The 26,660-nt window shown below is 71.5% G+C and carries 24 protein-coding genes; 15 read left to right on the forward strand and 9 right to left on the reverse strand.

Annotated features, from left to right (window positions below):
- The first annotated feature begins 21 nt into the window (after positions 1-21).
- Complete coding sequence (locus HZF19_RS01670) at positions 22-1,473, forward strand: class I adenylate-forming enzyme family protein (protein ID WP_208027001.1); 1,452 nt, start codon at positions 22-24, stop codon at positions 1,471-1,473.
- Here the strand turns inward: HZF19_RS01670 and HZF19_RS01675 are convergent.
- Genes HZF19_RS01675 through HZF19_RS01690 form a run of 4 tightly spaced genes read right to left on the reverse strand, consistent with a single transcriptional unit; the run spans position 1,470 to position 6,699 of the window.
- A complete protein-coding gene (locus HZF19_RS01675; RefSeq protein WP_208027002.1) occupies positions 1,470-3,134 on the reverse strand; it encodes an ABC transporter substrate-binding protein in 1,665 nt (554 codons plus the stop codon). The two genes, HZF19_RS01670 and HZF19_RS01675, sit on opposite strands and share 4 nt — an antisense overlap.
- 41 nt (positions 3,135-3,175) lie before the next feature.
- Positions 3,176-4,411 (reverse strand): MFS transporter, encoded by a 1,236-nt coding sequence (locus HZF19_RS01680; protein WP_208027003.1) that lies wholly within the window; start codon positions 4,409-4,411, stop codon positions 3,176-3,178.
- A 24-nt stretch (positions 4,412-4,435) separates the two neighbouring features.
- Positions 4,436-4,921, reverse strand: coding sequence for a PaaI family thioesterase (locus HZF19_RS01685; protein WP_208027004.1), 486 nt, complete (start codon positions 4,919-4,921; stop codon positions 4,436-4,438).
- A gap of 5 nt (positions 4,922-4,926) precedes the next feature.
- The gene (locus HZF19_RS01690) at positions 4,927-6,699 is read right to left on the reverse strand and encodes an FAD-binding protein (RefSeq protein ID WP_208027005.1); all 1,773 of its coding nucleotides are present in this window, start codon (positions 6,697-6,699) and stop codon (positions 4,927-4,929) included.
- A 64-nt stretch (positions 6,700-6,763) separates the two neighbouring features.
- Between HZF19_RS01690 and HZF19_RS01695 the strand changes: the two genes are divergently transcribed.
- The 3 genes from HZF19_RS01695 to HZF19_RS01705 are packed head-to-tail and all read left to right on the forward strand — an operon-like array spanning position 6,764 to position 8,819.
- On the forward strand, positions 6,764-7,756 hold the full coding sequence (locus HZF19_RS01695) for an NAD(P)-dependent oxidoreductase (RefSeq protein WP_307781116.1): 993 nt from the start codon (positions 6,764-6,766) through the stop codon (positions 7,754-7,756).
- On the forward strand, positions 7,753-8,433 hold the full coding sequence (locus tag HZF19_RS01700) for a class II aldolase/adducin family protein (RefSeq protein ID WP_208027007.1): 681 nt from the start codon (positions 7,753-7,755) through the stop codon (positions 8,431-8,433). The genes HZF19_RS01695 and HZF19_RS01700 overlap by 4 nt, the downstream gene beginning before the upstream one ends.
- Positions 8,434-8,444: 11 nt before the next feature.
- Positions 8,445-8,819 carry a hypothetical protein gene (locus HZF19_RS01705; RefSeq protein ID WP_208027008.1) on the forward strand — a complete coding sequence of 125 codons (375 nt, stop codon included), beginning with the start codon at positions 8,445-8,447 and terminating at the stop codon, positions 8,817-8,819.
- Positions 8,820-8,865: 46 nt separating this feature from the next.
- Here HZF19_RS01705 and HZF19_RS01710 read toward each other — a convergent pair whose 3' ends face one another.
- A complete protein-coding gene (locus tag HZF19_RS01710) occupies positions 8,866-9,351 on the reverse strand; it encodes a carboxymuconolactone decarboxylase family protein (protein ID WP_208027009.1) in 486 nt (161 codons plus the stop codon).
- A gap of 83 nt (positions 9,352-9,434) precedes the next feature.
- Entirely contained in the window at positions 9,435-10,202 is a 768-nt protein-coding gene (locus tag HZF19_RS01715) for an iron-containing redox enzyme family protein (protein ID WP_208027010.1), read from the reverse strand.
- 149 nt (positions 10,203-10,351) lie between these two features.
- Here HZF19_RS01715 and HZF19_RS01720 point away from each other — a divergent pair, with 149 nt between their 5' ends.
- The 4 genes from HZF19_RS01720 (at position 10,352) to HZF19_RS01735 (ending at position 16,689) form a co-directional block, all read left to right on the forward strand.
- The gene (locus tag HZF19_RS01720; protein WP_208027011.1) at positions 10,352-12,226 is read left to right on the forward strand and encodes a hydantoinase B/oxoprolinase family protein; all 1,875 of its coding nucleotides are present in this window, start codon (positions 10,352-10,354) and stop codon (positions 12,224-12,226) included.
- Positions 12,226-14,289 (forward strand): hydantoinase/oxoprolinase family protein, encoded by a 2,064-nt coding sequence (locus HZF19_RS01725; protein ID WP_208027012.1) that lies wholly within the window; start codon positions 12,226-12,228, stop codon positions 14,287-14,289. The genes HZF19_RS01720 and HZF19_RS01725 overlap by 1 nt, the downstream gene beginning before the upstream one ends.
- Positions 14,290-14,300: 11 nt before the next feature.
- Positions 14,301-14,870 carry a gluconate 2-dehydrogenase subunit 3 family protein gene (locus tag HZF19_RS01730; RefSeq protein ID WP_208027013.1) on the forward strand — a complete coding sequence of 190 codons (570 nt, stop codon included), beginning with the start codon at positions 14,301-14,303 and terminating at the stop codon, positions 14,868-14,870.
- A gap of 106 nt (positions 14,871-14,976) precedes the next feature.
- Positions 14,977-16,689 (forward strand): GMC oxidoreductase, encoded by a 1,713-nt coding sequence (locus tag HZF19_RS01735; protein WP_208027014.1) that lies wholly within the window; start codon positions 14,977-14,979, stop codon positions 16,687-16,689.
- Between the two features lie 70 nt (positions 16,690-16,759).
- Here the strand turns inward: HZF19_RS01735 and HZF19_RS01740 are convergent, their stop codons facing one another.
- Positions 16,760-17,047, reverse strand: a complete 288-nt coding sequence (locus tag HZF19_RS01740; protein WP_208027015.1) for a nucleoside phosphorylase-I family protein — start codon at positions 17,045-17,047, stop codon at positions 16,760-16,762.
- A gap of 264 nt (positions 17,048-17,311) precedes the next feature.
- On the opposite strand from HZF19_RS01740, the gene HZF19_RS01745 reads away from it, so the two are divergent.
- Complete coding sequence (locus HZF19_RS01745) at positions 17,312-17,518, forward strand: CDGSH iron-sulfur domain-containing protein (RefSeq protein ID WP_208027016.1); 207 nt, start codon at positions 17,312-17,314, stop codon at positions 17,516-17,518.
- Positions 17,519-17,547: 29 nt separating this feature from the next.
- Here the strand turns inward: HZF19_RS01745 and HZF19_RS01750 are convergent, their stop codons facing one another.
- Together HZF19_RS01750 and HZF19_RS01755 are read right to left on the reverse strand one after the other, a co-directional pair.
- Positions 17,548-18,684 carry an acyl-CoA dehydrogenase family protein gene (locus HZF19_RS01750; protein ID WP_208027017.1) on the reverse strand — a complete coding sequence of 379 codons (1,137 nt, stop codon included), beginning with the start codon at positions 18,682-18,684 and terminating at the stop codon, positions 17,548-17,550.
- Positions 18,685-20,451, reverse strand: a complete 1,767-nt coding sequence (locus tag HZF19_RS01755; RefSeq protein ID WP_208027018.1) for an AMP-binding protein — start codon at positions 20,449-20,451, stop codon at positions 18,685-18,687.
- Positions 20,452-20,534: 83 nt separating this feature from the next.
- On the opposite strand from HZF19_RS01755, the gene HZF19_RS01760 reads away from it, so the two are divergent.
- The 6 genes from HZF19_RS01760 to HZF19_RS01785 all read left to right on the forward strand — a co-directional run bounded on the left by HZF19_RS01760 (position 20,535) and on the right by HZF19_RS01785 (position 26,648).
- The gene (locus tag HZF19_RS01760; RefSeq protein WP_208027019.1) at positions 20,535-21,215 is read left to right on the forward strand and encodes a TetR/AcrR family transcriptional regulator; all 681 of its coding nucleotides are present in this window, start codon (positions 20,535-20,537) and stop codon (positions 21,213-21,215) included.
- Positions 21,216-21,336: 121 nt separating this feature from the next.
- Positions 21,337-22,653, forward strand: coding sequence for an ABC transporter substrate-binding protein (locus HZF19_RS01765; protein WP_208027020.1), 1,317 nt, complete (start codon positions 21,337-21,339; stop codon positions 22,651-22,653).
- Between the two features lie 33 nt (positions 22,654-22,686).
- Entirely contained in the window at positions 22,687-24,690 is a 2,004-nt protein-coding gene (locus tag HZF19_RS01770; RefSeq protein ID WP_208027021.1) for an ABC transporter permease, read from the forward strand.
- Positions 24,687-25,460 carry an ABC transporter ATP-binding protein gene (locus tag HZF19_RS01775; RefSeq protein WP_208027227.1) on the forward strand — a complete coding sequence of 258 codons (774 nt, stop codon included), beginning with the start codon at positions 24,687-24,689 and terminating at the stop codon, positions 25,458-25,460. Before HZF19_RS01770 ends, HZF19_RS01775 begins: the two co-directional genes overlap by 4 nt.
- A complete protein-coding gene (locus tag HZF19_RS01780; RefSeq protein ID WP_208027022.1) occupies positions 25,457-26,215 on the forward strand; it encodes an ABC transporter ATP-binding protein in 759 nt (252 codons plus the stop codon). The genes HZF19_RS01775 and HZF19_RS01780 overlap by 4 nt, the downstream gene beginning before the upstream one ends.
- A 37-nt stretch (positions 26,216-26,252) precedes the next feature.
- Positions 26,253-26,648: a hypothetical protein gene (locus tag HZF19_RS01785; RefSeq protein ID WP_208027023.1), complete on the forward strand. Its 396-nt coding sequence runs from the start codon at positions 26,253-26,255 to the stop codon at positions 26,646-26,648.
- Positions 26,649-26,660 lie beyond the last annotated feature (12 nt).

Genomic DNA, 26,660 nt, shown 5'->3' on the forward strand with positions numbered 1-26,660 from the left:
CCTGCAACGACGCCCGGTGGGATGCTCGGGCCCGTCGTAGACGAGGCGGCCGAACGATTCGGCGATCGTACCGCCTACGTCACCGCAGGCGGTGAGCCCGTCAGCTACACCGGGTTCCGCCAGCGCACCCTTCAAGCCGCGTGGTGGCTGCGGGAGCAGGGGGTGCGTGCCGGCGACGTGGTGGCGCTCGTGCTGCCGGCGACGGTCGAGTACCTGGCGCTCTACGTGGGCGCGGCCCGCCTCGGGGCCGTGACCGCCGGGGTGAACTGGCGGCTGACCCCTCACGAGCACGCGGTGCTGCTCGAGCTCGTCGAGCCGGCCCTCACCGTACGCCCCGGCGACGTGCCCGACCTGAGCGCCGGCTCCCCACCGCGGTCCTCACCCGCTGTGCCAGCCGATGGGGGCCCCGTGGCCATCGTCTTCACCTCCGGCACCACCGGCCGACCCAAAGCCGCGGTGTTCGGTACCCGCCAGCTCGAAGCAATCACCGCCATCGACACCGGTGGCCGGTGGGGCGGGGGTGGTGCTCAGCTGGCCGGCACGTCGTTCGCTTCGCTCGGCCCGATGACCAAGCTGCCGGGCAACCTCATGCGAGGCGGCACCACCTACCTGATCGACCGCTGGCGGGCCCGCCTGGCCCTCGAGCTCACCGAGCACCACCGCCTCACGACCGTGGCCGGCATCCCCACTCAGGTCGCCCTCATGCTCGCCGATCCGGACTTCGAGGGCTTCGACCTGTCGTCGGTGCGGGCCATCGTGATGGGCGGCGGCCCGGCCCCGCCGGCGCTGGTGCGCGAAGCGCGGGCCCGCTTCAGGGCCCCGGTGGCCATCCGCTACTCCTGCACCGAGGCCGGCATCGGACTCGGCACCGCCTTCGACGCCCCCGCCGAGGATGCCGAGCTCAGCGTCGGCCGGCCGCATCCCGGCGTCGAGCTGGCGATCCTGGGTGACGACCTGCGACCCGTGGGCCCGGGCGAGATCGGCGAGGTCTGCCTGCGATCGCCGGCCTCGATGAGCAGCTACTGGCACGATCCGGAGGCCACCGCGGCGGCGTTCACCCCGGACGGGTTCGTCCGCACCGGCGACCTCGGCTGGGTCGACGACCAGGGCCGCCTCCGCCTGGCCGGCCGGCGCAAGGAGATGTACGTGCGCGGGGGCTACAACGTCTATCCCGTCGAAGTGGAGGCCGTACTGGCCGAGCACCCGGCGGTGGCCGAGGTGGCCATCGTGGCCCGCCCCGACCGGGTCATGGGCGAGATCGGGGTTGCGGCCGTCGTAACCCGGGGCGGGTCACCCCCGCCGACGCTCGACGAGCTGCGGGTCTTCGCCCGCAACCGGCTGGCCCACCACAAGCTGCCCGAGCGGCTTGTGCTGCTCGACGCGCTGCCACTCACCCCCGCGGAGAAGGTCGACCGGCGGGCACTCGCCGATCTCGTCGCCCGGCTGGAGGGCGGCGCGGACGATGAGCGCTAGCTCGCCTTCCAGGCCCAGCCCAGGAACGGGCTCGTCGTCGCCTTGACCGGGATGCCACCGGGGATCGTCGCGCCCGCCATCCCGTAAACGTTGTTGGCGAACACCACCGCCGAGCGGTTGCGCACCACGAACACGAAGTTGAGGTTCTCGGCCATGCGCTGCTGGATGACCTTCCACTGAGCGATCCGCTCCTCCTGGGAGCTGGTCCGCTGGATCGCGTCGAGCGCGGCCTGGATCTGCGGATCGGCCATCCGGGTGAAGTTCAGCGCCAGCTGCCCGAGGGGCTTGACGGTCTCGGTGGAGATGAACACCGAGTCGATCGGCGGCTCGCCGAAGGTGATGAAGCCGGTCGCTTCGAAGTTGCCCGTCAGCGCGTTGACGATCAGCGTCGCCTGGTCGACCAGGTTCAGCTCGATCTGCACCCCGAACGCCGCGGCCTGAGCCTGCGCCGCTTCACCGATCGTCTTGAACTGGGCCGTGCCGGGGAGGGTGAGCTTGAACGACAGCGGCCGCCCGGTCTTCTGCTTGTACTGGTCGTGCAACTCCTGCGCCTTGGCCGGGTCGTAGGTGGGATACGAGGTCTGGGCGTAGTAGGGCGAGCTGGGGCTGAAGAGGCTGTCCGATGGTGGGAAGAGACCGTGGTACTGGGTCTGCGAGATGTTCCTGGTGTCGAGGCCGGTCACCACGATCTGGCGGGCGAGCGGATCGTCGAAGGGCGGCTTCGCGGTGTTGAGGCCCACGAACTGGGTCTGGTCCTCGGCGTTGGCGTTCGACAGCAGCTGGACCCGTCCGGCCTCCGCCTTCTCCAGGAACTCCTGGATCGGGTCCGGCTCGAAGGTGTTGAACGCGTCCACCGATCCCGACTCGAGCGCCGCCCCCCGGGCCGTCGGATCGGCCAGGATGCTGAACTCGATGCCGTCGAGGTACGGGAGCTGGGTGCCTGCCTCGTCCTTCTGCCAGTAGTTGGGGTTGCGGGTCACGGTCAGCTTGCTGTCCTGCAACCAGTTCTGGAACACGAATGGGCCGGTGCCGATCGGCTGCTGGGCGGGTGCGGCGGAGTTGATCTGTGCCGGTGCGGCCATCACCCCGGCCTGGGTGGTGAGCGAGTTGGGGAAGGTGGACCAGGGCCGCTTGGTGTTCACCCGCACGGTCAGGTCGTCGACCACCTCCACCGTCGAGAGGAACCCGCTGATCGCCGCGCCGAGCAGGACCGACGACGCCGCCCGCTCGAGGTTCAGGCGTACCGCGTCGGCGTCGAACTTCTCGCCGTTGTGGAACACGATGCCGGGCCGCAGGGTGATGGTCCACACCGTGAAGTCGGCGTTGGGCTCGATCGACTCCGCGAGGTTGGGCCTCGGGTTGCCGTCGGCGTCGAGCTCCGCCAGGCGGTCGAAGATCGCCCGGCTCACGATGGTGCCGGCCCCTGCCCACTGGCTGTTGGCCGGGTCCCAGCCGGTGGAGGTCTCCGCATCGAGGCCGAACTTCAACGTCCCACCCGTCTGCGGCGGGGTGGGCGGCGTCTTGGTCAACGCCGTCTCGGGGATCGTGCGGTCGGAGGTGGAGCCCTCCGATCCACCACCGCCACAGGCGGCGGCGAGCACCGTGACGGCCAGGACTGCTGCGATGGCGGAGCGACGCGCACGCGTCGTGGTCGAGCTCACCGGGTCGGTTCCCCCCTCGGTCCGGACGTGGATGCCGAAGGCTAGGACGGTGGCGGGGACGGGACAAGAGCACGCCGCTGGGCGAGCACCGCCAGGCAGCGGTCGCTGCCGACGAGCACCAGGGCCACGGCCAGGAGGGAGGGGGCGATGGCCCGCTCGCCCGCCCGCGCCGCGATCACCCCGACGGCGGCGGACACCACCGCCGCCCCCACCACCGCCGAGCCGAACTGCAGGCCCATGAGGCGCCGGGCCCGGGCGGGCCCGAGCCGGCTCGGGGTCAGCGCCACCAGAGCGGGAAACACGCCGGCCAGGGAACCGCCGAGCAGCACCAGCCCAGCGGAGGCCACCGCGCCGCCGGCGAGCAGCAGCGCGGCCGCCAGCGGGACGGCCACCATCGACACCACGAGCACTCGCCCGGGAGGGGCCCGGTGCCCGGCCAGGCCCGCGCCGAGCCGGCCGGCGGTGAGCGCGGCCCAGAACCCGGTCACGCTCAACGCCGCCGGGCCGTCGGCCATGCCGCCCGCCGCCAGCGCGGTGAACGCCCAGGTGCCCGCCGCGATCTCGAGCCCGTTGTAGGCGAAGAAGGTGACGAGCCCGGCGACGACGGTCAGGGCGAGGCGTCGGGTCATCGGCGGGTCCAGCTCGCTCGGGCCGGTGTGCGGGCCAGCTTCGGTGCCGCCCGCGATCACCGGCACCACCGCGCTGACCGGGACCTCGACCCAGGTGCCGCGGGTGACGGCGAACCCCAGCGCCCCGCCCAGCCACCAGGCGCCCATGGCGACGTAGACCACCCGCCAGGACCAGCCCAGCTCGAGCACCCCGGTGACCAGCACCGGCCCGGCGGTGGCGCCGAGGCCGAAGCCGCCGTGCATCATCTGCAGCAACCGGGGGGAGTGGTGGACGGCGACGTAGGCGTTGAGCTCCGCATCGATGCCGGCGGCGGCCACGCCCTGCACCGCGCTGGCGACGAGTGCCAGGGCCCACACCGGGGTGGCGGCGAAGAGGAGCAGCGCGGCCGCGCCGAGCGAGGCGCTGGTGGCCAGAAGCACGCCGGTGGGAATCCGTTCGGCGACCCGGCCGTGGGCCATCGCGGCGAGCAGGTAGCCGGCGGTGAACAGCGCCAGCACGGGGCCGAGGGCGGCCAGCGGCTGGGCGAACGATTCCCGCATCGACGGCCAGACCACCCCGAGGGCCCCGCCCGGCAGTCCCAGGGCCACGTAGGCGCCCACCCCCAGGACCGCGACCCGCCGCCGAGTCGCGGCTCGCGCCGTGCTCACCGCACCCTCACCGGCCCGGCACGTTCAGAGCTCGGGCGATGCCGGGTCGTGGGCGGCACCGGGCAACGGCTCCCGCAGGGGCACGACCATGCTCGAGAAGTCCGCCACCGCGATCACCCGGTCCTCCCCGTCGACCACCCGGCACTCCACGACGATGAGCTGCCGCCCGGCCCGCACCACGTGAGCCCGGGCGTAGACCATGTCCCCCGTGGGGCGCCCCAGGTACCGCACGTGCAGGTCGGCGGTGACGAGGGTGTTCACACCGGGAACGAAAGCGCTCTCACGGGCTGCGGCAGTGGCCGCAGCGACGTCGATCAGGGTGGCGATGGCCCCCCCGTGGAGGTTGCCGCTGGCTCCGTAGGCTTCGGGCCGCACGGGCATCGAGACCACCACCGTGCCGTCAGGCTGATCCCCTTCCACGTAGTCGATGCCGAGCAGCGCGTGCAGCGGGGTGGCGCGGAACGACTCGTACAGCCGCGCCATGAGCTCCGGGTCGTCGCGGTAGGACACGGTCGCTACACCAGCTCGGCCGAGAGCTGGCGCTCCATCTCGGTGACCACCTCCCGCCAGTCGGCCACCAGCCCGATGTCGGCGAACCCGAAGATCGGCGCCTGGCGGTCGAGATTCACGGCCACGATGGTCCCGGCGCTGCGCACCCCGACGGTGTGGTTGTACTTCCCGCTGGTGCCGAGCGCGAGGTACAGGCGCGGCGAGATGGCGTGCCCGGTGATCCCGATCTGGCGGGCATGCGGCAGCCACCCCTGGTCGGTGACCTTGCGGGTCGCGGCCAGCTCGGCGCCGAGAAGCTTCATCAGACCGTCGAGCCTGCCGTACTCGGAGGGATCGACCCCCTGGCCGACGCCGATCACCATCTCGGCGACGGCGAGCGCGTCGATGTCGTCCTCCCGGCGACGGCTGGTGACGGTGACCCGGCCGCGGGGCTGGACCTCGATGGTCCGCGCCGGCACGTCACGCCCGGCCCGGGGTACCGACAACCCGAGCACCCCGGGCCTCACGGTGGCCATCTGCACCGGGGAGGAGGCGGTGATGGCCGCCACCAGGCTCCCACCAAACGCCGGCTTCCACGCCACGAGCCGTCCGCCCTCGACGGCCAGGCCCACCGCGTCGCCGGTGAGGCCGGCACCGAGCCGGGCCGCGACCCGCGACGCCACCTCCCGGCCCCAGGCGGTGGAGCCGGTGAGGATGGCCCAGGGCTCGGTCTCTCGTGCCCAGGCCACCGTGGCCGGGGCCACGTCCTCCTCCGCTGCCGCGCCCCGGATGGTCACCACCTCGTCGGCGCCCCAACTCGCCACCAGCCGCCGATCCACCGGTTCGAGCGCCACCGCCACCACCCGGCCCCCGATCGGCGCGCCCAGGCGGGCCGCCCCACCCAGCAGCTCCCGCACCAGGCGCTCGCGGCGTGGCTCCAGCACCACGGCGACGATCGGACCGTCACCCCCCGGCTCCGGCACCACCTCGTCGCGCTCGGCGGAGAAGGTGCCGGGCTCGAGCGCCCCCCGGTCGCGCAGGTGCGCGAGCAGGGTCGCGACCTGCTCGGCGACCTCCCCCTCCAGCACGATGCCGGCCCGGTCCACCTGCTCGACCCGGGTCTCACCGACCCGTGTCGGGCTACCCGCCTGCCCCCAGGGCCCCGCTCCCAGCTCGCGGGCCCGGAGCCGGCGGATCCGGGCGGGGTCGACGGTGGCCCACACCGCCGGGTCCTTGATCTTGCACGGGTCGATGAGCCGCTCCGCGGCGCTGAGCACCGCGGGGAGCGCCACGGTGGCTTCCACCCATTCGTCGTCGAGCTCGAGGCCCACCTCGGCCGACCGCCGGTCGGCGGCGATCGCCAGGCGCTTCACGCCCGTGGCGAACGGGAGGTCGAGCAGCTCCGCGACCTGCGGGCCGACCTGGCCGGTGTCGGCGTCCACGGAGCTGCGCCCCACGAGCACCAGGTCGTAGGGACCGGTCAGCTCCAGGGTCGCGGCCAAGGCCCGGGCGGTGGCCAGGGTGTCGGAGCCCGCGAAGGCCGGATCCGAGACCAGGATGCCCTCGTCGGCGCCGTAGGCGATGGCCTCCCGCAGCACGTCCTCCGCCGACGGCGGGCCCAGGGTGATCACCGTGCAGGTCCCGCCGGTCTGGGCCGCCACCAGCACGCCCTCGGCGACGGCTCGGCGGCAGTAGGCGCTCATCTCCAGGGGCAGCCCCTCGCGCCGGAGCCGCCCGTCCGGGCCGAGCTCCATGGACTCGAACTCGGGGATCTGCTTCACGAGCGCGGCCACGCGCATCCGGGGAGTATCGCAGATCGACAGGAACATGACAGCAACGTCAGGTTCTGCGAGGCTGTGCCCCGTGAGCGATCATGGGCGCCTCCGCATCTTGGCCACCGCGCCTCTCCGGGGCGAGGGCATCGACACCCTCGAGCACCTCGGCACCCTGATCGCCGACCCCTGGATCACCGGGCCCGACGCACCGCTGCGCATCTACGGCGAAGAGCAGCTCGCGGCCCGCATCATCGAGACCGGCGCCGATGTGATCATCTGCGAGGCCGACACCTGCCGGGGTCCCGTGCTCGACCTGCCGCTCCGGGCCATCTGCTCCACCCGGGGCGACCCCACCAACGTCGACGTCGCCGGCGCCACCGCCAAGGGGATCCCCGTGCTGCATGCCCCGGGCCGCAACGCCGACGCCGTGGCCGAGCTCACCGTCGCGCTGCTCCTGGCCGTCACCCGCCACCTGCTGCCCGCTGACCGCGACGTGCGCGAGGGTCAGGTCTTCCGCGACGGCACCATCCCCTACCAGCGCTTCCGGGCCTGGCAGCTCGCCGGGCGGACCGCCGGCATCGTGGGCCTGGGTGCAGTGGGGCGCGCCGCCCGCTGGCGGTTCGAAGGCCTCGGGATGCGGGTGATCTCGTTCGACCCGTACCGCGAGGAGGCCACGCACCGCTCCCTCGAGGAGCTGCTGGCAGAGGCCGACGTGGTCTCCATCCACGCCGCGCCGACCCCCGAGACGCTCGGCATGATGAGCGCCGAGCGGTTCGCCCGCATGAAGCCAGGAGCCGTGTACCTCAACACCGCCCGGGCGGGCCTGCACGACCTCGCGGCGCTGACCTCGGCCCTCGAGAGCGGCCACCTCGCGGGAGCGGGCCTCGACCACTTCGAAGGCGAGGTGCTCCCCACCGACCACCCCCTGGTGGACATGGCCAACGTGGTGCTCACCCCCCACATCGGCGGCGCCACCTACGACACCGAGGCCAACCACACCAGGATGATCGCGGACGACCTGGCCCGCCTGGTCGCCGGCCAGCGCCCGCTGCACTGCGCCAACCCGGAGGTGCTCCCGTGAACGCCGAGCTGAACCGTGACCCCACAGCAGACGCGGTACGGGCCGAGGTTCTCGCCGTGGCCAAGGCGTTCCACGAGAAGGGGCTGGTTGTCGGCACCGCGGGCAACGTCTCGGGCCGGATGCCCGGCGGTGCGACGGTGTGCATGACCCCGTCGTCGATGTCCTACGACACCATGACCCTCGACGACCTGGTCGTCGTGGATCTCGACGGCAACAAGCTCGAAGGGGGTGGCAGCCCCACGAGCGAGAAGTCCCTCCACCTCGAGTGCTACAAGCGCTATCCGGAGGTGGGCGGGGTCATCCACTCCCACGCGCCGTACGCGTCGATGTTCGCACTGGTGCGCGAACCGATCCCCGCCGCCATCGAAGAGGTGGTCACCTACATCGGTGGCGACGTGCCGATCTGCGACTACCGGATGACCGGCACCGACGAGCTGGGGGCCGAGGTGGCCTCGCACCTGGCCGACCGCTCGGCCGCGTTGATGGCCAACCACGGGTTGGTGTGCATCGGCAAGTCGCCGAGTGACGCATTGCACGCCTCCCTGGTGGTGGAGCGCACGGCGCAGATCGTCTGGGGGGCCCGTGCGCTGGGCACGGTGGTCCCGATCCCCGAGAAGTCGACCGCCGACTTCGCGAACGTCTACCAGTTCGTGCGCAGCAGCCTCTGGCCGTCGTAGCCTCGGCAGCGATGGCCATCTCTCGCGATCGGCTGGTCGAGGTCACGAGCTACGACTCGATCGAGGAGGCGGAAGCCGCCGCCGCCTTCCTGGCCGACGATGCGATCACCGCCACGGTGGTCGACGACGGCTTCACGGCCCAGCTCGTGGTCCCGGCGCCCGATCTGAGCCGAGCCCGGGTGCTGCTCGGCCTACCACCGGCCGCGCCGGCAGCAGGCCCGCCAGCTCCGCCGACCGTTGACGGCGCCGACGATCCCTGGGACGCGCCGCTGCCCGCGTCGTCGCTGTGGCGCCGGCCGCCGTGGATGCGCGCCGTGGTCGTGCTCGTGGTGGCCGGCATGCTGGTGCCGGCGGTGCTCAGCCTGGTGAGCTTCCTCACCCGCTGACGGCGTCTCCCAGCGACGGCGCTCGGAGGGGCCCCTCCGGGTGGGATCACACCAGGATGCGCTCGTCGGGGGCTCGTACCCCGATGACCGCCAGCGTCCGGCCGAGCCCGAGGAACAGCCCGCAGCAGATCGTGAGATCGGCCAGCTCGTCGTCCGCGAACGCGGCCCGCAGCCGGGCCCAGAACCCGTCGTCCATCGCCTGGTGGTCGAGGGCGAAGCGCTGGGCGAACTCGGCCGCCAGCCGCTCCCGCTCGGTGAGCGCCGTGCTCTGCCGCCAGTTGGCCACCTCGGCGTAGAACCCCTCGTCGACGCCGGCGGCCTCGCCGTCGCGGGCCCGCGTACCCTGGCAGACCGCGCAATCGTTGATCAGCGCGATGGTCCACCGCGCGGCCTCGCGCTCGCGGACCGGCAGCGTGCTGTTCCCGTACACCGCTTCCGAGAAGGCGCCCATCCCGACCGCCATGTCGGTGCGCAGCAGCGCCCAGTCCACGTGCTCGCCGAAGCCCCGCTCGGGGAAGGAGATCCGTGCCATGACAGCCAGGCTACGGCACCGCCGCCGGGCCCGCCGGGCCCGCCGAGTGCGCCCGGTTCGCCGGTCGGCGCAGGGCGCCCCGGTCAGCGCAGGGCGCCCGGCTCGTCCAGCCAGCGGTTGAGCGCCCGGGTGCGAGCGTTGCGCAACGTGAAGCACTGCACCACCGCGGTGCGCACCCGGTGCTGGACGTGGGCGGAGGTGACCACCTTGCGGAGCAGGTAGTCGGCCGCGTCGCCGTGGTCCTCCTCGGCGTAGGCATGCACCCGGAAGTTCTCCACCTCGAGGCCGTAGTGGTCGCGCATGCCCTCGTACATCAACTTCGCGTAGCCGGTGGACGCCGCGAAGCGCTCACCCGCCCAGCCGAAGGCGGCCAGCCCCTCCTCGTACGAGCGGCGCATGTAGTAGAGGCTGCCGAGCACCAGGCCGATCGTCTCAGGCATGGGCACGAAGCTGACCAGCTCCTCGTCAGGGATCCCCAGCATCCTGGCCCACTCCACCTTCATGTCGACGTGGTTGCGGTCGCCGGTGAAGCCGGTCTCGTCCGACAGGTTCTGCAGCCAGTGGTGGAAGTGCTCGCTGGACTCCATGTCGAGGGCGTCGAAGTCCGGTGCGTTGGCGACCAGGGAGCCGAACTCGGACGTGTACCAGACCCCGAGGTAGTAGTACTCCTTGCAGAGGCGGCGGAGGTACGGCAGCGACAGGGTGCCGTCCGCCACGTGCTCCCACACCCGGTTGCGCTCGGTGCAGATCTCGGCCTGGATCTTCTCGAGCTCGTTCATGAACTCGTCCACGGGAAGCGCCTCAGCCGTGGTGCCCTTGCGGATGTCCTTGAACTCGCGGGTCTCGGTCATGGGAAGGGACCTCCTGGAGCGCCCGAGGAGCGTCCCCGGCGCAGTGTTAGACTTTTATGACACGAACGTCAGGTTCGTGGCAAGCTTCGCTGGCCGAGGGGTCGAGCGGGCTCGAGGGCCCGGCGTCCCGACCCTGGGGGGAGCCTCAGATGCACGTCGACCTGGTCAAGCTGGCAGGGAGCAGGGGTCGCCTGGTCGAGACGGTCACCGTCGACCCGGTCACCGCCGAGGTCATCCGGGACTACATGGAGACGGTGTGCTTCGAGATGGCCACCTACGTCTCGCGCACCGCCACCACGCCGATCCTCAACCAGAGCAACGAGCGCAACGCGACCATCCTCGACGCCCAGGGTCGGCTCGCCGCCCTGTCGGTCGGCATTCCCCAGTTCATGCTGACCTCGACGCTGCCGGTGCGCTTCGCGCTGGAGTTCCTGGGCCCCGAGGAGTTCCGCGAAGGCGACGTCTTCGTCGCCAACGACCCCTACCACGGCGGAGGCCACCTACCCGACTACAACGTCTTCGCGCCCGTGTTCACAGCCGACCCGTCCGCGCCCGGGGGCCGGCGGATGGTGCTCATCGCCAGCATCCAGTGCCACCACGGCGACACCGGCGGTGCGGTCCCCGGCGGCTACAACGTGACGGCCAACGACCTGTGGGGCGAGGGCGTCCGCTGGCCGGTGCTCAAGGTGGTCGACCAGGGTCGGGAGCGGCGCGACGTGCTCTACGCGCTGGCGGCCAACAACCGCCTGCCCGACTACCTCGGCGACATCCGGGCCCAGATCGGCGCGGCCCAGCTCGCCACCGCCCGCCTCGGCGAGCTGCTCGACCGGTGGGGGGCGCCGACGGTGGAGCAGTCGGTCGACTACATGATCGACTACGCAGCGAAGCGCTTCCGGGAGGAGGTGCGGGCCTGGCCGGACGGCATCTACGAGGCCGACACCTACGTCGACCACGACCCGCTCGGCCATCCCGACGTGCACCTGCACGTCAAGGTCACGGTGTCGGGCGAGCGGCTCACGATCGACTTCACCGGCTCCGACGATCGCCAGCAGCTGCAGGCCTGGTCGACCTTCGGCAACACCCGGGGATACACGGTCGGCCAGATCGCCGCCATGATGGACCCGGAGATCCCGAAGAACGAAGGGTTCTTCGACTCGATCGAGCTCGTCGTGCCCCAGGGCTGCGTGCTCAACCCGCACCCGGGGAAGCCGGTGAGCGCGGGCACGCACCACCCGGGTGCCGAGGTCGGTGAGGTCATTGCACTGGCGATGCAGCACGTCCTGCCGGACAAGGCCGTGCCCCAGGTCTACAAGACCGGCATCCCCACGGTCATCACCGGCATCGATCCGCGCACCGGCCAGCCCTTCACCGACCACTCGGCCGAGGTGTACGCGGGCTGGTGCAACGCCGCCAAGGGCATGGACGCCTGGGGCTGCCAGGCCGCCGCCTTCGGCAACCTCTGGAAGGCGACGGCGGAGATCAACGAGAGCCTCTACCCGCACATCCAGTGGGGTCGCGACTACCGCACCGACTCGGGAGGACCGGGCCAGTGGCGGGGGCTGTGCGGCAGCCACTACGTGAAGGAGGTGCGGGTCGACGCCAAGGTCTACACGTACGTGGTGGGCATGAAGTACCCGATGCCGGGGATCGCGGGCGGCAAGCCCGGAGCGCCCAACAAGCTCACGATCCGCTGGGGCAGCGACGACCCCTTCGTGGTCGAGCACACCGCCGAGTGGGTGCCGATGAGCGCGGGGCAGAAGATCAACTACGACTACGGCGGGGGTGGCGGCTGGGGGGATCCGCTCGAGCGCGACCCGCAGGCGGTGCTCGACGACGTGCTGGACGAGTACGTCTCGGTGGAGGGAGCCGCCCGGGACTACGGCGTGGTGCTGCGGGGCTCACTGGCGGAGCTCACCCTCGAGGTCGACGAGACCGCCACCGCCGAGCTGCGGGCCGCCCGGCGGGTCGAGGTGTCCGGCGAGCCCGGTGACGGCATCTTCGGTGGCACCGAGTGGGAGGGGTGATGGGCTACCGGGTCGGCATCGACGTCGGCGGCACGTTCACCGACCTGATCTGCGTCACCCCCGACGGGCAGGTCGTGCTCGACAAGACACCGACCACGCTCGACGACCAGTCGATCGGGGTGATGGACGGGCTCGGCCAGCTCGCGGGGCGGTTCGGGGTGGGACTGGAGGAGCTGTGCGAGCAGCTCGACATCCTCGTGCACGGCACAACCACCGCGGACAACAGCATGATCGAGATGAACGGCGCGCCGGTGGGCCTGCTGGTGACGGAGGGGCACCGTGACGAGATCGAGATGCGCCGGGTCCACAAGGAGCAGATCTGGGACCCCTCGTATCCCCCGCCCCCACCCATCGCCCGCCGCCGGGCCCGCATCCCCGTTCCCCAGCGCCACGCCTACGACGGCGAGGAGCTGCTCCCCCTCGACGAGGACGCGGTCCGGGTCGGCGTGCGGCGTCTGGCGAAGCTCGGGTGCAGCTCGATCGCGGTCATGTACCTGTTCTCGTTCGTGAACCCCGAACACGAGCTGCGCACTCGGGAGATCATCCGGGAGGAGTTCCCCGGTGCCGAGCACATCTCGCTCTCGCACGAGGTGATGGCCCGTGGCCCGGAGTTCGAGCGGGTGTCGACGACGTTGGTCAACGCGTACGTGGCGCCGCGCATCGCCCGCTACGTCACCAACCTCTCCGAGAAGCTGCGCCGGGCGGGCTATCGCGGCCAGCTCCTGATCATGCAATCCACCGGCGGGGTGATGCCCCCGGAGTACGTGGCCCGGCGAGCGGTGAGCCTGCTCGGCTCCGGCCCCACGGGCGGCGTGATGGGCGCCACCGTCGCCGCCCGCGCCGCCGACGCGCCGGACTTCGTGGCCGTGGACATGGGTGGCACCAGCTTCGACCTGTGCCTGGTGCGCGACTGCAGGCCACAGATCAAGACCGACTGGAACTGGCGGTACCGCTACTACATCGGCATGCCGATGGTCGACGTCCAGTCGGTCGGTGCCGGCGGAGGCTCCATCGCCCGAGTCAGGCAGGGGGCGCTCCTGGTGGGGCCGGAGTCGGCGGGATCGAACCCCGGCCCGGTGTGCTACGGCCGCGGCGGCGAACGGCCGACCGTTACCGACGCGGACGCGGTGCTCGGCTACCTCCCCGTCGAGGGATTCGCTGCCGGGCGCATGACGCTCGACGTGGACGCGGCCCGCTCGGCCATCGCCCGGGACGTCGGTGAGCCGCTGCGGCTCGACGTCACCGCCGCGGCATGGGGCATCGAGCGGATCGTCAACGCCAACATGGCCAACGCCACTCGCAAGGTGCTCGCCGGCTACGGGGCCGATCCGCGCCAGCTGGCGATGATCGCCTACGGTGGGAACGGTCCGGTGCACGCCTGGGCCATCGCCGCCGAGCTCGGCATCGGCCGAGTGATCGTGCCCAAGACCGCGCCCGCCTTCTCGGCCCTGGGGGTCCTGGTCGCCGACTACGTGGTCGACGTGATGCGCTCCTACGTCGTGCCCCTGTCGCAGGTCGACCTCGAACGCTTGCGGGCGCTCATGCGTGACGTCGACGAGGAGGTCACCAAGGAGCTCGAACCTGCCGGCCTGGCGCCCGCGGCGATCCACGCCGACCTCTACGTGCAGATGGCCTATGCGGGCCAGAACTTCGACATGAGCGTGCCGGTGCCCGAGGGCACCGAGCTCGGCGAGGCGGGCCTGCTCGATCTCGCGGAGCGCTTCCACGACCTGCACGAGGCCGACCGGGGCTTCGCCTTCCGGAACCAGCAGCCGCTGGTGCGCGGCGTGCGGTTGACCGCCCGGGGCTACACCCCCAAGCCCGACCACCTGGGTGAGGCGGGCACCGTGACCGACCCCTCCCGGGCGGTGCTGGGTAGCCGCGCCGCCTTCTTCGGCGACGGCTTCGTCGACACGCCGGTCTTCGACGGCGGCGCGCTCGGGGTGGGTGCGGAGATCGCCGGGCCGGCCCTGGTGCAGGAGCCCTTCACGGTGGTGGTGGTCCCACCCGGCTCCACCTGCCGGCTCGCGCCGCATCTCGGCTACGAGCTGACCGTCACCTGAGCTCGGCCGGCATGCCCGTGTTCTTCACCGACGCCGAGTACGCGGCCGTCGCAGCCGCCTGCGAGCGGCTGCTCCCGGCCGACCCCGAGCTGGGGGCGCCCGGGGCCACCCGGGCCGGTGTGGCCGACTACATCGACCAGTTGCTGGGTGCGTTCGCCTTCGACCCGCCCCGGATCTGGGCCGGCGGGCCGTTCTCCGGGCGCTGGGGTGGCGAGGCCCGGTTCGGGGCGTTCCTGGAGCTGTCCCCCCTGGAGGAGCTGGCCTGGCGCACCCGCATCGAAGGCTCCCGGGGCCTCCCCGAGCGGGAGATCAACGGCCCGGTCGTCGGCCTGCAGGAGCGCTACCGGGCCGGCCTGCGAGCACTCGGCGCCGACTTCGCCGCCTGTGATGGGCCCGAGCAGGATGCCCGGCTCGACGCGGTGCCCGAGTTCAAGGCGCTGCTGTACGAGCACGCGTGCGAGGGCCTGTACGGCGATCCGGTCTACGGCGGCAACCGCGACCAGGTGGGATGGCGGTTCATCGGCTTCCCCGGCGACGCCCAGCCCCGCGGCTACACCGACGCCGAGGTCTACCGACCGTGACCCGACCTCTCCCTCTCCCCCGAACTGTTCACCGATCCGCCGACCAGGACCGCGCCACGATGAACAGTTCCGGGGGTGGGGGCCGGGGCGGAGGGGCTGGCGACCGATGACCGTCGATGCGCGGGTGGTGATCGTCGGTTCCGGGCCCGGTGGGGCCACCTTCGCCGAGGCCATCACCCGGTTCGGCTGGGACTGCATCATGCTCGAGAAGGGCCGCAACCACCTCCTCGAGCGGGAGCCGCCGTACGCGCCCAAGACCGTGTTCTCCAACGACGAGATCAAGTTCGTCCACCGCCACGTCCTGGGACCGGACCCACTCCTCGAGCCACGTACCTACCGGCGAGACGAGGACGACGGTGAGCGCCTGCTGGTCGGGGACGTCAACAACCTGCCGAGCACGGTCGGAGGAGGTGGGGTCCACGCCGACAGCAAGCTGCCGAGGTTCCGGGAGGAGGACTTTCGGCTGCGCACCACCTACGGCCCCGTGGAGGGGGCCGCGGTGGAGGACTGGCCCATCAGCTACGACGACCTCGAGCCCTACTACGCCGAGGTGGAGCGCTCGATCGGGGTCGCGGGCGACCACACCGCGAACCCCTTCGCCTCCTGGCGCTCTGGCCCGTACCCGATGCCCCCGGGCCCCGACATGTACGGCGCCACTCTCTCGACTGCCGCCGCCGAGCGCCTCGGCCTGCACCCCTACCCCGCCCCCACCGGCGCCAACAGCGTCCCGTACGACGGGCGGCCGGCCTGCAACAACTGCGGGTTCTGCGGGCTCTACGGCTGTCCCATCCACGCCAAGGGTGACCCGATCGCCATGCTTCGCCGGGCGTTGCAGACCGGACGGTGTCAGCTCCGCCCGGAGTGCGTGGTGACCGACATCCTCGTGGATCGCCGGCGGCGGCGAGCCACCGGTCTGCGGTACCTCGACGCGGCAGGCGACAGCCACACGATCACCGCCGAGTTCGTGGTGCTGGCCGGCGGCGCGTTCGAAACCCCGCGCCTGCTGCTCCACAACGGGCTCGCCAACTCCTCTGGGCTGGTCGGGCGTCACCTGATGTACCACGTGCAGACCCTCAGCGTGGGCGGCTTCCCGTTCCGTCTTCACGGGCATCGGGGGCGCTCGGTGACCCACCTGCACGACGACCATCTGGTGCCCGATCGCGAGGCCCGTCGGGCGGCGAGGGAAGCCGGCCTGCCGTGGATCCGGGGCGGAATCGTGGAGCACGGTGCCGCAGCCGGGCCCGTGCTCGAGGCCAAGACCTACCAGCCCGGCCCGGGCCACAACCCGTCGATGTACCACTCCGACCTGCGGGACCGTCTGTGGGTGTTCACGATGCAAGGTGAGGACCTCCCCCAACCGACCAACCGGGTGGACCTCGATCCCGCGATCCGCGACGTGTGGGGACGCCCGGCCGGCCGGGCCACCTACCGTCCCCACCGCCACGAGGTGGTGGCCTCGGCACACATCGCCCCGATCCTCGAGCGGGTGCTGCTCGGGGCGGGCGCCGAATGGTCGTTCAGCACCACGTCGCCGCCTCTCGGACCGATCACCGCACTCGACCGCCAGAACCCGCTCGGGCTGGCCCCGGCCTCCAAGCACGTGATGGGCACCTGCCGCATGGGGGACGACCCCACGACGAGCGTGGTGGACGCGCAGAGCCGGTTCCACGACATCGAGAACTTGCTGTGCGCCGACTCGGCGGTGTTCGTCACCTCGACAGGCTACGGCCCCACCCTCACCCTGGCTGCGCTGGCCTTGCGGGCCGCGTGCCTGCTGACCGGCAACCCGCTGCCGCGGACGAACCGCCCGGCGGGTTGAGCGTCGCGCTCGGGTCGACGCAGGACGCCGAGTGCCACCGCGAGCACGGCACCGCTCGATCCCGGCAGCCTCAGCTCGACGCTGCGGCCGCGGCGCCGAGCGCGGCGGCCGCGGTGCGAGCAGCCGCGCCGGTGGCCGTGGCGAGCTGGCGGCCCAGGCGCACGAGGCTTACCAGGCGGCGCGGCTCGCGCCCGATCAGCCCGGCGACCCGGCCGAGGTCCGCGGAACCGTCGGGGCGGAGCAATCCCAGGATCGCCTCGTCCACGCTGGGGTCGAGTGCCTGGTCGCTGATCCCCCGGCATGCCGACCATCCCACCCCGCGGGCCGAGCACACCTCGGCCACGCCCGTGGTGTCCATGTCCAGGCGGTGACCCCCGCCGACGCAGCCCCGCCAGCGCGGCCGCGCCCTTGACGAGCTGATCGAGACCACCGAGCTGCCCGGTGTGGACGGGCGACCCGCGCCGGCGCCGTAGGCGGAGCCGGCGTACCAGTGGCCGCAGCTCGGGTGGCATGGGTGCGAGCACCCCGATCGGCGCGGGATCGAAGGTCACGGCGCTGCCGCTTCGCCCCGGACGGGGCCCGGCCCCGCAGCATCGGTGAGCACCCCCGTAGTCTGGCGGCCATGGCCAGCGATGTCCCCCGCGAAGTGACCATCAAAGTCCGCGAGAACGGCCCCTACAAGGTCACCGGGCCGATCCGTCTGGTCGATCGTGACGGCACCGAGATACCGCTCGAAGGTGACGACGTCGCCCTGTGCCGGTGCGGCGGGTCAGGCACCAAGCCCTTCTGCGACCGCTCCCACCGAACCATCGGGTTCACCGCAGACTGACGACCGACACAGGGTCGAAGATCGCACGGCTACGAGCGCGGCAACCCGAGCAGGCGCTCGGCGATGATCGTGCGCTGGATCTCGGAGGTTCCCCCCGCGATCGACGCGGCCTTGCTCCACAGCCACTGGCGAGACCACTCCCCCTCGAGGGGCGACGCGTCGCCCACCACGTCGAGCGCGGTCTGCGAGAGGTGCTGGGTCATGTCGCTCCAGGCCAGCTTGATCCAGCTCGACTCGGCTCCGGGCTCGATCCCCCGACCCAGCCGGGACAGCGTCCGCCAGTTGTGCAGGCGAAGCACCCGCAGCTCGACGAAGACCTGGGCGAGCGCGTCGGCGACCTCCACCGAGTCGAGCCGGCCGTCGGCCGCGGCCTGCCGGTAGAGCCGGTCGAGGTACACCTCGTGCACGACCTGCTCCTTGAACGGGAAGTTGGTGCCCCGCTCGTGGGCCAGCGTGGTGTTGGCGACCGCCCAGCCGGCGTTCAGCGTGCCCACGAGCTGCTCCTGGGGGACGAACACCCGGTCGAGGAACACCTCGTTGAACTCGGTCTCGCCGGTGATCTGCCGCAGAGGGCGGATGTCGATCCCCTCGGCGGTCATGTCCACCACCAGGTACGAGATGCCCCGGTGCCTGGGAGCGCCGGGGTCGGTGCGGGCCAGGCAGATGCCCCAGCGGGCGAACTGCGCGTAGGAGGTCCACACCTTCTGGCCAGTGAGCAGCCACCCTCCGTCGACCGGCTCGGCGCGGGTGGACAGCGCGGCCAGGTCCGATCCGGCGTCCGGCTCGGAGAACAGCTGGCACCAGATCTCGCTGGCGTCGAGGATCGCCGGCAGCCAGCGGCGCTTCTGGGCCTCCGTGCCGTGGGCCAGCAAGGTGGGGCCGGCCAGGTTGATCCCGACCCGGTTGACCGGCTGCGGCGCGCCGGCCCGGGCGTACTCCATGTTGAACAGCGCCACCTCGACGGGCGTGGCGTCCCGGCCGCCGTACTCGGCCGGCCACCAGATGCCCACCCACCGGTCGGCGGCCATCCTGGCCTGCCAGGCGCGCCCCCAGTCGAGCTCCTTCTCCGGCGAGGCGAACGGCGCGGGCAGCTCCAGGTTCGCCGCCAGCCACGCTCGCACCTCGGCCGCGAACGCGGCTTCCTGGGAGGTGAACGCCAGATCCATCTACAGGTCCCAGAAGCGCTCGCGGCCGGCACGGACGAAGCGCTGGTGCAGGTCGCGCTCGTCGCTCTCGGTGAAGGGCCGGTAGCGCTCCTCGCCCCGCTCCCGCCGGTAGAGCTGGTCGGTGCCGACCCGATCGAGTCGGAACTTCTCGTGCACCAGGGTGCGCTTGACGACCTTGTTGGTGCCGGTGGTGGGCAGCTCCGCCGCCACGCGCAGGTAGCGGGGGCGCCATTTGGGGCCGATGTCGTCGAGCGAGTCCAGCCACCGGGCGAAGGCCGCGCCGTCGAAGGACCGGCCTTCTCGCAGGACCACCGCAGCCATGACCTGGTCGCCCGCCTGCTCGTCCGGCACGCCGTAGACGCTGGCGAGCACGACATCGGGATGGCGGCCGAGCGCGGCCTCGATGGGCCCGGCCGGGAAGTTCTCCCCGTCGACCCGGATCCAGTCCGCGTTGCGACCGGCGAAGTAGACGTTGCGGTCCTCGTCCATGTAGCCGAGATCCCCGCTCCAGTACCAGCCCCGGCGGGTGGTGGCGGCGGTGGCCTCGTCGTTGTTGTAGTAGCCCTCGAACGGTCCTGCGCCCGCGGTGTTCACGATCTCACCCACGCAGTCGCTTGCGTTGACCAGCCGGCCGTGCTGGTCGAAGCGAGCAGGAGCCAGCTCGTTGCCGTCCTCGTCGACGATCTTGATGTGCGGTGGCGCGATCCCCATCGCGCCGGGCTTCACGGGGCCGTCCCGGTCGAGGGAGATACCCCCTTCGGTGGCCCCGAACGCGTCGATGACCTCGGCCACCCCGAACCGGCGGCGGAACGCCTCGACGACCTCCGGTGATCCTTCGTTGCCGAAGGCGATGCGCAAGGGGTTGTCGGCATCGTCGGGCTTCTCGGGAGTGGCGACGAGGTAGGCGAGCGGTTTGCCGGTGTAGTTGAAGTAGGTGGCCCGGTAGCGGCGCACGTCGGCGAGCCACCCCGAGGCCGTGAACCTCCGGGCCAGCCCGACCGCGCACCCGTACACGAGCGAAGGCATCCAGCCCACCATGACCGCGTTGGAGTGGAACAGGGGCATGCTCACGTAGCCCACGTCATCCGGCCCCAGCCCGAGCAGCAGGCCGAGGCGGGTCCCGGTGACCAGCAGCCGCCGCTGGCTGCAGATCACCGCCTTGGGAGCGGCCGAGGTGCCGGAGGTGAAGATCAGCGCCCAGGTCGTGGAGGGATCCGGTTCGAACCCGTCGTCGTCGCCCACCGCACCGTCGAGCACGCGCTCCAGGTCGCTGCCCAGCGCCGGGTGGGGGTCGTCCCGGCGGCGCCAGCGGGACGAGACGAGGATCTGCTCAGGCCCGAACGGCAGCTCCTCCACGATCGGTTCCAGCCGGTGCAGGTGCGTGGGCTCCGTGATCAGCAGGCCGATGTCGGTGTGGACGATGTCGCGCCGCAGGTGCTCGCCCTGGCGGGTGTGGTTGAGCCCGACCACCGCCGCGCCCGTGAAGGCGGCGCCACCGAAAGCGAACAGGTAGTCAGGGGTGTTGTCGAGCAGCACCCCGACGTGGGGTGGCCGCCCGTCGGGCAACCGCTGGCGGAACAGGGCCGCCCAGCGCAGCGACTCCTCCACGTACTGCCGGTGGGTCCAGACCTGCTCACCGAAGAGGACCGCGGGGCGGGACGCGATCGCCGGATCATCCTGGTTGCGGCGGAGCAACGCGGCCGCGTTGCCCGCGGGTGGCACGGCCTGGCCGGGCTCGGGGACCGATCGGGAGGCGGAGGCCGGCACGAACACCCATTGTATGACACCGTTGTCAGGTCCTCCGGGGCGGTTCCTGACACCCTTGTCACGTTCCTTTAGCCTCGTGCACCGTGCCGACCCGCAAGAAGGCCACCACCCGTCCATCGGACACCGACCCGGCCGGCAACGGCGAGCGCCCGCCCGCACCCGGGCGCGCCGGCGCGCCCGCCCGCCGACGCGAGCTGCGCGCCCGTGGCCAGCGCACCATGCGAAAGCTCCTCGACGCCGGCATCCAGGTCTTCGCCAAGCGGGGCTACCACGCGGCACGCGTCGACGACATCGTGAAAGCCGCCCACACCAGCCACGGCACCTTCTATCTCTACTTCTCGAACAAGGAGGACCTGTTCCAGGCGTTGGTGGCCGACGTGGCGGACGAGCTCGCCACCCTGCGGAGATCGCTCGGCCCAGTGACGCCCGACGAGAAGGGGCTGGCGGAGCTGGAAGCCTGGCTCGATCGCTTCGCCTCGCTCTACGAGCACTACGGCCCCATCATCCGGACCTGGACCGAGGCGGAGGTCGGTGGCAGCGACGTCGGCCGCCTGGGAACCGACGTGGTGGGGGAGCTGGCCAGCGCGCTGATCGATGCCTCCGGCGGACCCACCGACGTCGATCCCGCCATCGCCGCCATGGGCCTGGTGGCCATGGTCGAGCGGTTGAACTACTTCGTGCTCTCGGGGCAGGTCGCGGCCACCCGCGACCAGATGGTGACTACCCTCGCCGGCGTCGTCCATCGAGCACTCTTCGCCCGCTGACCTCCTCGACGATCGAGCCGGGCAGGCCAGCACCGGGGAGGATTGCTGACACGGGCGTCAGATTCGCCGGCTACGCTGTGGCAGGCACGGGGAAGCATCGCTCGGCTGGGGGAGGTCGCCGATGTCCAAGCGGATCGCCACGCTGGTTGCGCTTCTCGCGCTCGTCGCGGCGGCGTGCGGCAACGCCGAGACCGATTCGTCCAGGAACGGAGGCGGCGACGCACCCACTGGCACCGCCAGCCCGTCCGACCCGACCAGGAAGGTACCGGTCGACCAGCCCGGGGTCACCGACACCGAGATCCGGGTCGGGGGCGTGGCGTCGGTCAGCAACCCGCTCGGTGGCAACTACGGGGACGCGTTCGACGGCGTCCGGGCCTACTTCGAGATGGTCAACTCCCGGGGCGGCATCTACGGGCGGCAGCTCAAGCTCGTCGCCGAGCGTGACGACCAGGTGGCCAACAACCAGCAGCAGGTGCAGGCTCTCATCTCGCAGGACAAGGTCTTCGCCATCCTCCCGGTGGCCACGCTGCTGTTCACCGGGGCCGACGTCGCCGCCACTTCGGGCACCCCGACCTTCGGGTGGACCATCAACCCCGAGTGGGCCGGCCCTCCCAACCTCTTCGGTGACCGCGGTGGGGAGCTGTGCTTCAACTGCCCGGCACCGATGGTGCCCTGGCTGGCCAAGGACACGGGGGCGACGAAGATCGGGGTGCTCGCCTACAACGTCCCTCAGTCCAAGGAGTGTGCGGAAGGCATCATCGCGTCGTTCCGGAGGTGGCCGACCGCCGAGGTGGCCTTCCAGGACCTGGCGCTGAGCTACGGGGTCACCGACTTCAGCGTGCAGGTGAGCAAGATGAAGCAGGCCGGGGTCCAGTTCGTCACCACCTGTATGGACCTCAACGGGGTGACGAACCTCGCCCGGGAGATCGACAAGCAACAGCTCGACGCCGTGCAGTACATGCCGAACGCGTACAACGCCGACCTGGCGAGGCAGTTCGCCGACATCCTCGACGGCTCGCTGGTGCTGACCTGGTTCGTCCCCTTCGAGGTCCAGGACCAGCCTGAGGGCATGCGGAACTACTTCGAGTGGATCGACAAGACCGGGGGGGCGCGAAGCGAGCTCTCGATGTCGGGCTGGCTCGCTGCCGACCTCTTCTACCGCGGCCTGGTGGCGGCCGGTCCCGAGTTCACCCAGAAGAAGGTCGTCGACGCCATCAACTCCTTCGAGCACTGGACCGCCGACGGGGCCATCCCAGGAGTGGACTGGACGATCGCGCACGACCAGCGCTCACCCGTGTCCTGTGGCGCGATCTCCAAGATCAGCAACGGCGGCTTCGTCCCCCAGTACGGCGAGCCAGGCCGGCCCTTCATCTGCTTCGACGTGGAGGCCGACCAACTGCCCGACCAGCCCGAGCGCAAGGCCGGCGAGAAGGGCTAGGCGCGGCCTCGCCGCCGAGCCCGGGGAGCACCGATGTCCGAGCTCCTGGCCTACGTGATCCGAGGGATCCCGGTCGGGTGCGTGTTTGCCCTGATGGCGACGGGCATCGTGCTCACCTACAAGACCTCCGGGGTGTTCAACCTGGCCTTCGGCGCCCAGGCCTTCGTCTCCGCCGCCGTCTACTACGACCTGGTGATCAACCGGGGCTGGCCCTCGCTCGCTGCGCTCGCCGTCGCGGTGGCGGTGATCGGGCCGGGGCTGGGCCTGCTGCTCGATCGCCTCCTCTATCGCCACCTCCGCTCCGCGGGCACGCTGCCCAAGCTGGTGGTCTCGCTCGGCCTGCTGGTGGCGATCCCGCAGATCGTCAAGCTGTGGTTCGGCTCGGGATCGGCGTTCAACCCACCCGGTGCCATCCGCTCCAGCTACGTCCTGCGCTTCGGCGACTACAGCCTCGACACCAACCAACTCGCCACCATCGCCATCACCGCGGCGGCGGCCGGCGGGCTGACGCTGCTGTTCCGGGCCACGAACCTCGGCCTGCGCATGCGGGCCGTCGTCGAGAGCGCCCGCATGGCCGAGCTCAACGGCGTCAACGCGGAGCGGGTCAGCAGCGTCTCGTGGATGCTCTCCAGCTTCTTCGCCGGCCTGGCCGGGGTGCTGCTCGCTCCCCTCTTCGCACAGATCAGCGAGGTCCACTTCTTCACCCTCCTCGTCGCCGCGCTGGCCGCGGCCGCCTTCGGGCGGCTGTCGAGCATCCCGCTGACCCTGCTCGGCGGGCTGCTGCTCGGCGTGCTGCAGGCGATGCTCGCGGGCTACCTGCCCTCCGACAGCGTCCTGGCCCAGGGCCTGCGACCATCGCTGCCGTTCCTCGCGCTGTTCCTTCTGCTGCTGTTCTGGCCGGGCCTGCGCCAACCCCGGGAGGTCACCGACCCTCTGGGTGGCGTCGATCCTCCGCCGCCCGCGCCACCGGCGGCGATCCGCGACCGGACCCTCACCCTGGCGACCAGGGGCGTCGCGGTGGTCTTCGTCGTCGGGTCCAGCGTCCTCGCCCTGACGGCCTTCGATGCCTTCTGGCTCTCGGTGGTCACAAAGGGGGTGATCCTCGGCGCGATCTTCCTCTCCTTCGTGATCCTCACCGGGATCACCGGCCAGATCTCCCTCTGCCAAGCCACCTTCGCCGCGGTCGGGGCGTTCACCGTGGCCCGGTTGGTGGCGGAGACCGGGGTGAGCGTGCTGGTCGCGCTGTTCGCCGGGGCGGCCGTGGCGGCGCTGGTCGGGGCGTTGATCGCGCTCCCCGCGCTCCGCCTCGGTGGGATCTACCTGGCGCTGGCCACGCTCGCCTTCGCGTTGATGTTCGAGTACGTGGTGCGCCCGCTGGACTGGGTGAGCGGGGGGTTCCGCCCACCCCGGGTGCCACGGCCCCGGATCGGCGCCGTGGACTTCTCGAGCGACAGGGCCTTCTTCGTGCTGGCGTTGGCGGTGCTCGCCCTCGCCGCCCTCCTCGTGTTCGCGTGGAAGCGCGGCGCGACCGGCCGGATGCTCGACGCGGTACGAGGCAGCGAGATCGCCGCCTCCTCCGTGGGGATCAATCCCTTCGCCCGCAAGGTGCTCGCCTTCTCGCTGTCGGCCGGCATCGCGGGCTTCGGTGGAGGCCTGCTGGCCTCGTTCGAGGGCCGGGTCAACTACGACGCGAACTTCACGTACTTCTTCGGTCTGGTGTGGGTGGTGCTGGTGGTGACCCTCGGTTCGCGATCCATCCAAGCGGCCATCACCGCGGGGGTGGCGTTCATGGTCTTCCCCCGCCTGCTGGAGCTGGCCGGCGTCTCACAGTCCTTCTCCCAGGGCATCGCCTTCATCCTCTTCGGCCTTGGTGCGGTCACCTACGCGAAGCATCCTGAGGGCATCGTCGAAGCCCGGACCCGCGCCTCGTTGGAGTGGACGATGCGGAAGCTGGCGCGCCGCGGCGAGAGCGCTGCTGGCCGCCCACCCCACCAGGAAGACGCCGTACCGGCGGTGGGTGTGGGAGCAGGGCGATGACCGCGGCCGCGCCCCCCTTGCTCGACGCCCGGGGCATCACCAAACGCTTCGCGGGCATCCAAGCCCTCGACCGGATCGACCTGGTGGTGGAGCCGGGCGAGATGGTGGGGCTCATCGGGCCGAACGGCGCCGGCAAGACCACTCTGTTCAACTGCCTGTACGGCCTGCTCCGGCCCGACGCCGGGCGGGTGTACTTCGCCGGGCAGGACGTCACCGGCCTCCCCACCCACCGGCGGGCACGGCTCGGCATCGCCCGCACCTTCCAGCGGATGGAGCTGTTCACCGGGATGTCCGTGCTCGATCACCTGATCGTGGCCGCGCAGCCAGCCACCAGCCGGTTGAGCGTCCTCACCGACCTCATGACCCGGGGACGCCCACCGGCGGAGGTGCACGACCGGGCGGTGGAGATCCTGGCGATGCTCGGCTTGCAGACCGTGGCCGATCGACCGATCGAGGCCCTCACCCTCGGCCAGGGCCGGCTGGTCGAGCTCGGGCGCGCGCTCATGACCGAGCCCCGCCTGCTGTTCCTGGACGAACCGTCGTCGGGGCTCGACCGGCTGGAGACCGCGGAGGTGGCGGCCGTGCTCGTGCGGGCTCGGCGGGAGCGGGGCGTGACCTTCGTGCTGGTCGAGCACGATCTCAACCTGGTGCGAGACGTGACCGAGCGGCTCCACGTCCTTGACTACGGCACCGTCATCGCCTCCGGCCCGACCCGGGAGGTGCTCGACGACCCCGTCGTTCGAGAGGCGTACCTGGGGACCCCGGTGTGAACGGGCCCCTCCTCGAGCTCGACCGGGTCGAGGCCGCGTACGGTCCGTTCCGCGCCCTGTTCGGGGTCTCGTTCACCGTCCAGCCCGGCGAGGCCGTGGCGCTGCTCGGCAGCAACGGGGCCGGCAAGACCACGGTGGCCCGGGTCTGCTCGGGCCTGCTGCACCCGTCGGCGGGCACGATCCGCTTCGAGGGCGAGGACGTGTCGAGCTCGAAGGCCTTCAAGCTCGCTCGGCGCGGCATCAGCCACGCGCCGGAGGGCCGGTCGGTGTTCGCGTCCCTCACCGTCGAGGAGAACCTGGAGCTGGCCTTCCACCAAGCGTTCGGCCGGCGGGGCGCACGGGCCGCGGTGGAAGAGGCGTACGAGCTGTTCCCCCGGCTCGGGGAGCGGGCCGCACAGCACGCGGGGTCGCTGTCGGGGGGCGAGCAACGGATGCTCGCCCTCGCCCGGGTGCTCGTGAACCCGCCCAGGCTGCTCATCGTCGACGAGCTGTCACTGGGACTCGCCCCGATCATCGTGAACGAGGTGTACCAGCAGCTCGCTCGCCTGAAGGGCAAGGGCATCACCCTGCTCGTCGTCGAGCAGCACGTGGAGCACGCGCTGGCCCTCGCCGACCGGGTGGTGGTGCTCTCCCGCGGCGAGGTCTCCTACCAGGGCCCGGTGATCCCCATCGAGGAGCTGGCCCCGTTCTTCCTGCCCCGGCAGCGAGAAGCGGCGGAGGACCAGGTCGGGCCGGAGCGCGGCGATGGTCGCTGAGGTTCCCGCCCACCCCCCACGGTTCAACCATGTGGCCATGAGCGTGCCGCCCACCCTGCTCGACGCGGACGGCTGCGCGGCGATCTGCGACTTCTACGGGGAGGTCTTCGGGTGGCAGGAGCTGCCGACCATGACCGAGCACAGAGTCCGGTTGGTCCTGATGGCACACCGCTACGACCAGTTCGTCTTCCTGATCGCGCAGGACGAGCCGATGCGCTGCCCGCGCCTCGACCACTGGGGGCAGGCGGTGTCGACGCTCGATGAGCTGCACCGGATCCACGAGCGGGCCCGGGCCTATCGCGCTCGGGACGAGCGGGTCGACCTCATCGACCCACAGGTCGAGGAGCACCCCGGTCTACGGCTGCACTCGTTCTACGTGGGCTACCTGTTGCCGATGATGGTCGAGACGCAGTTCTTCGAGTGGCAGGTCTGAACCGAGCCGGTC

The organism is Rhabdothermincola sediminis (genome assembly GCF_014805525.1).
Classification (GTDB): domain Bacteria; phylum Actinomycetota; class Acidimicrobiia; order Acidimicrobiales; family Acidimicrobilacustridaceae; genus Rhabdothermincola; species Rhabdothermincola sediminis.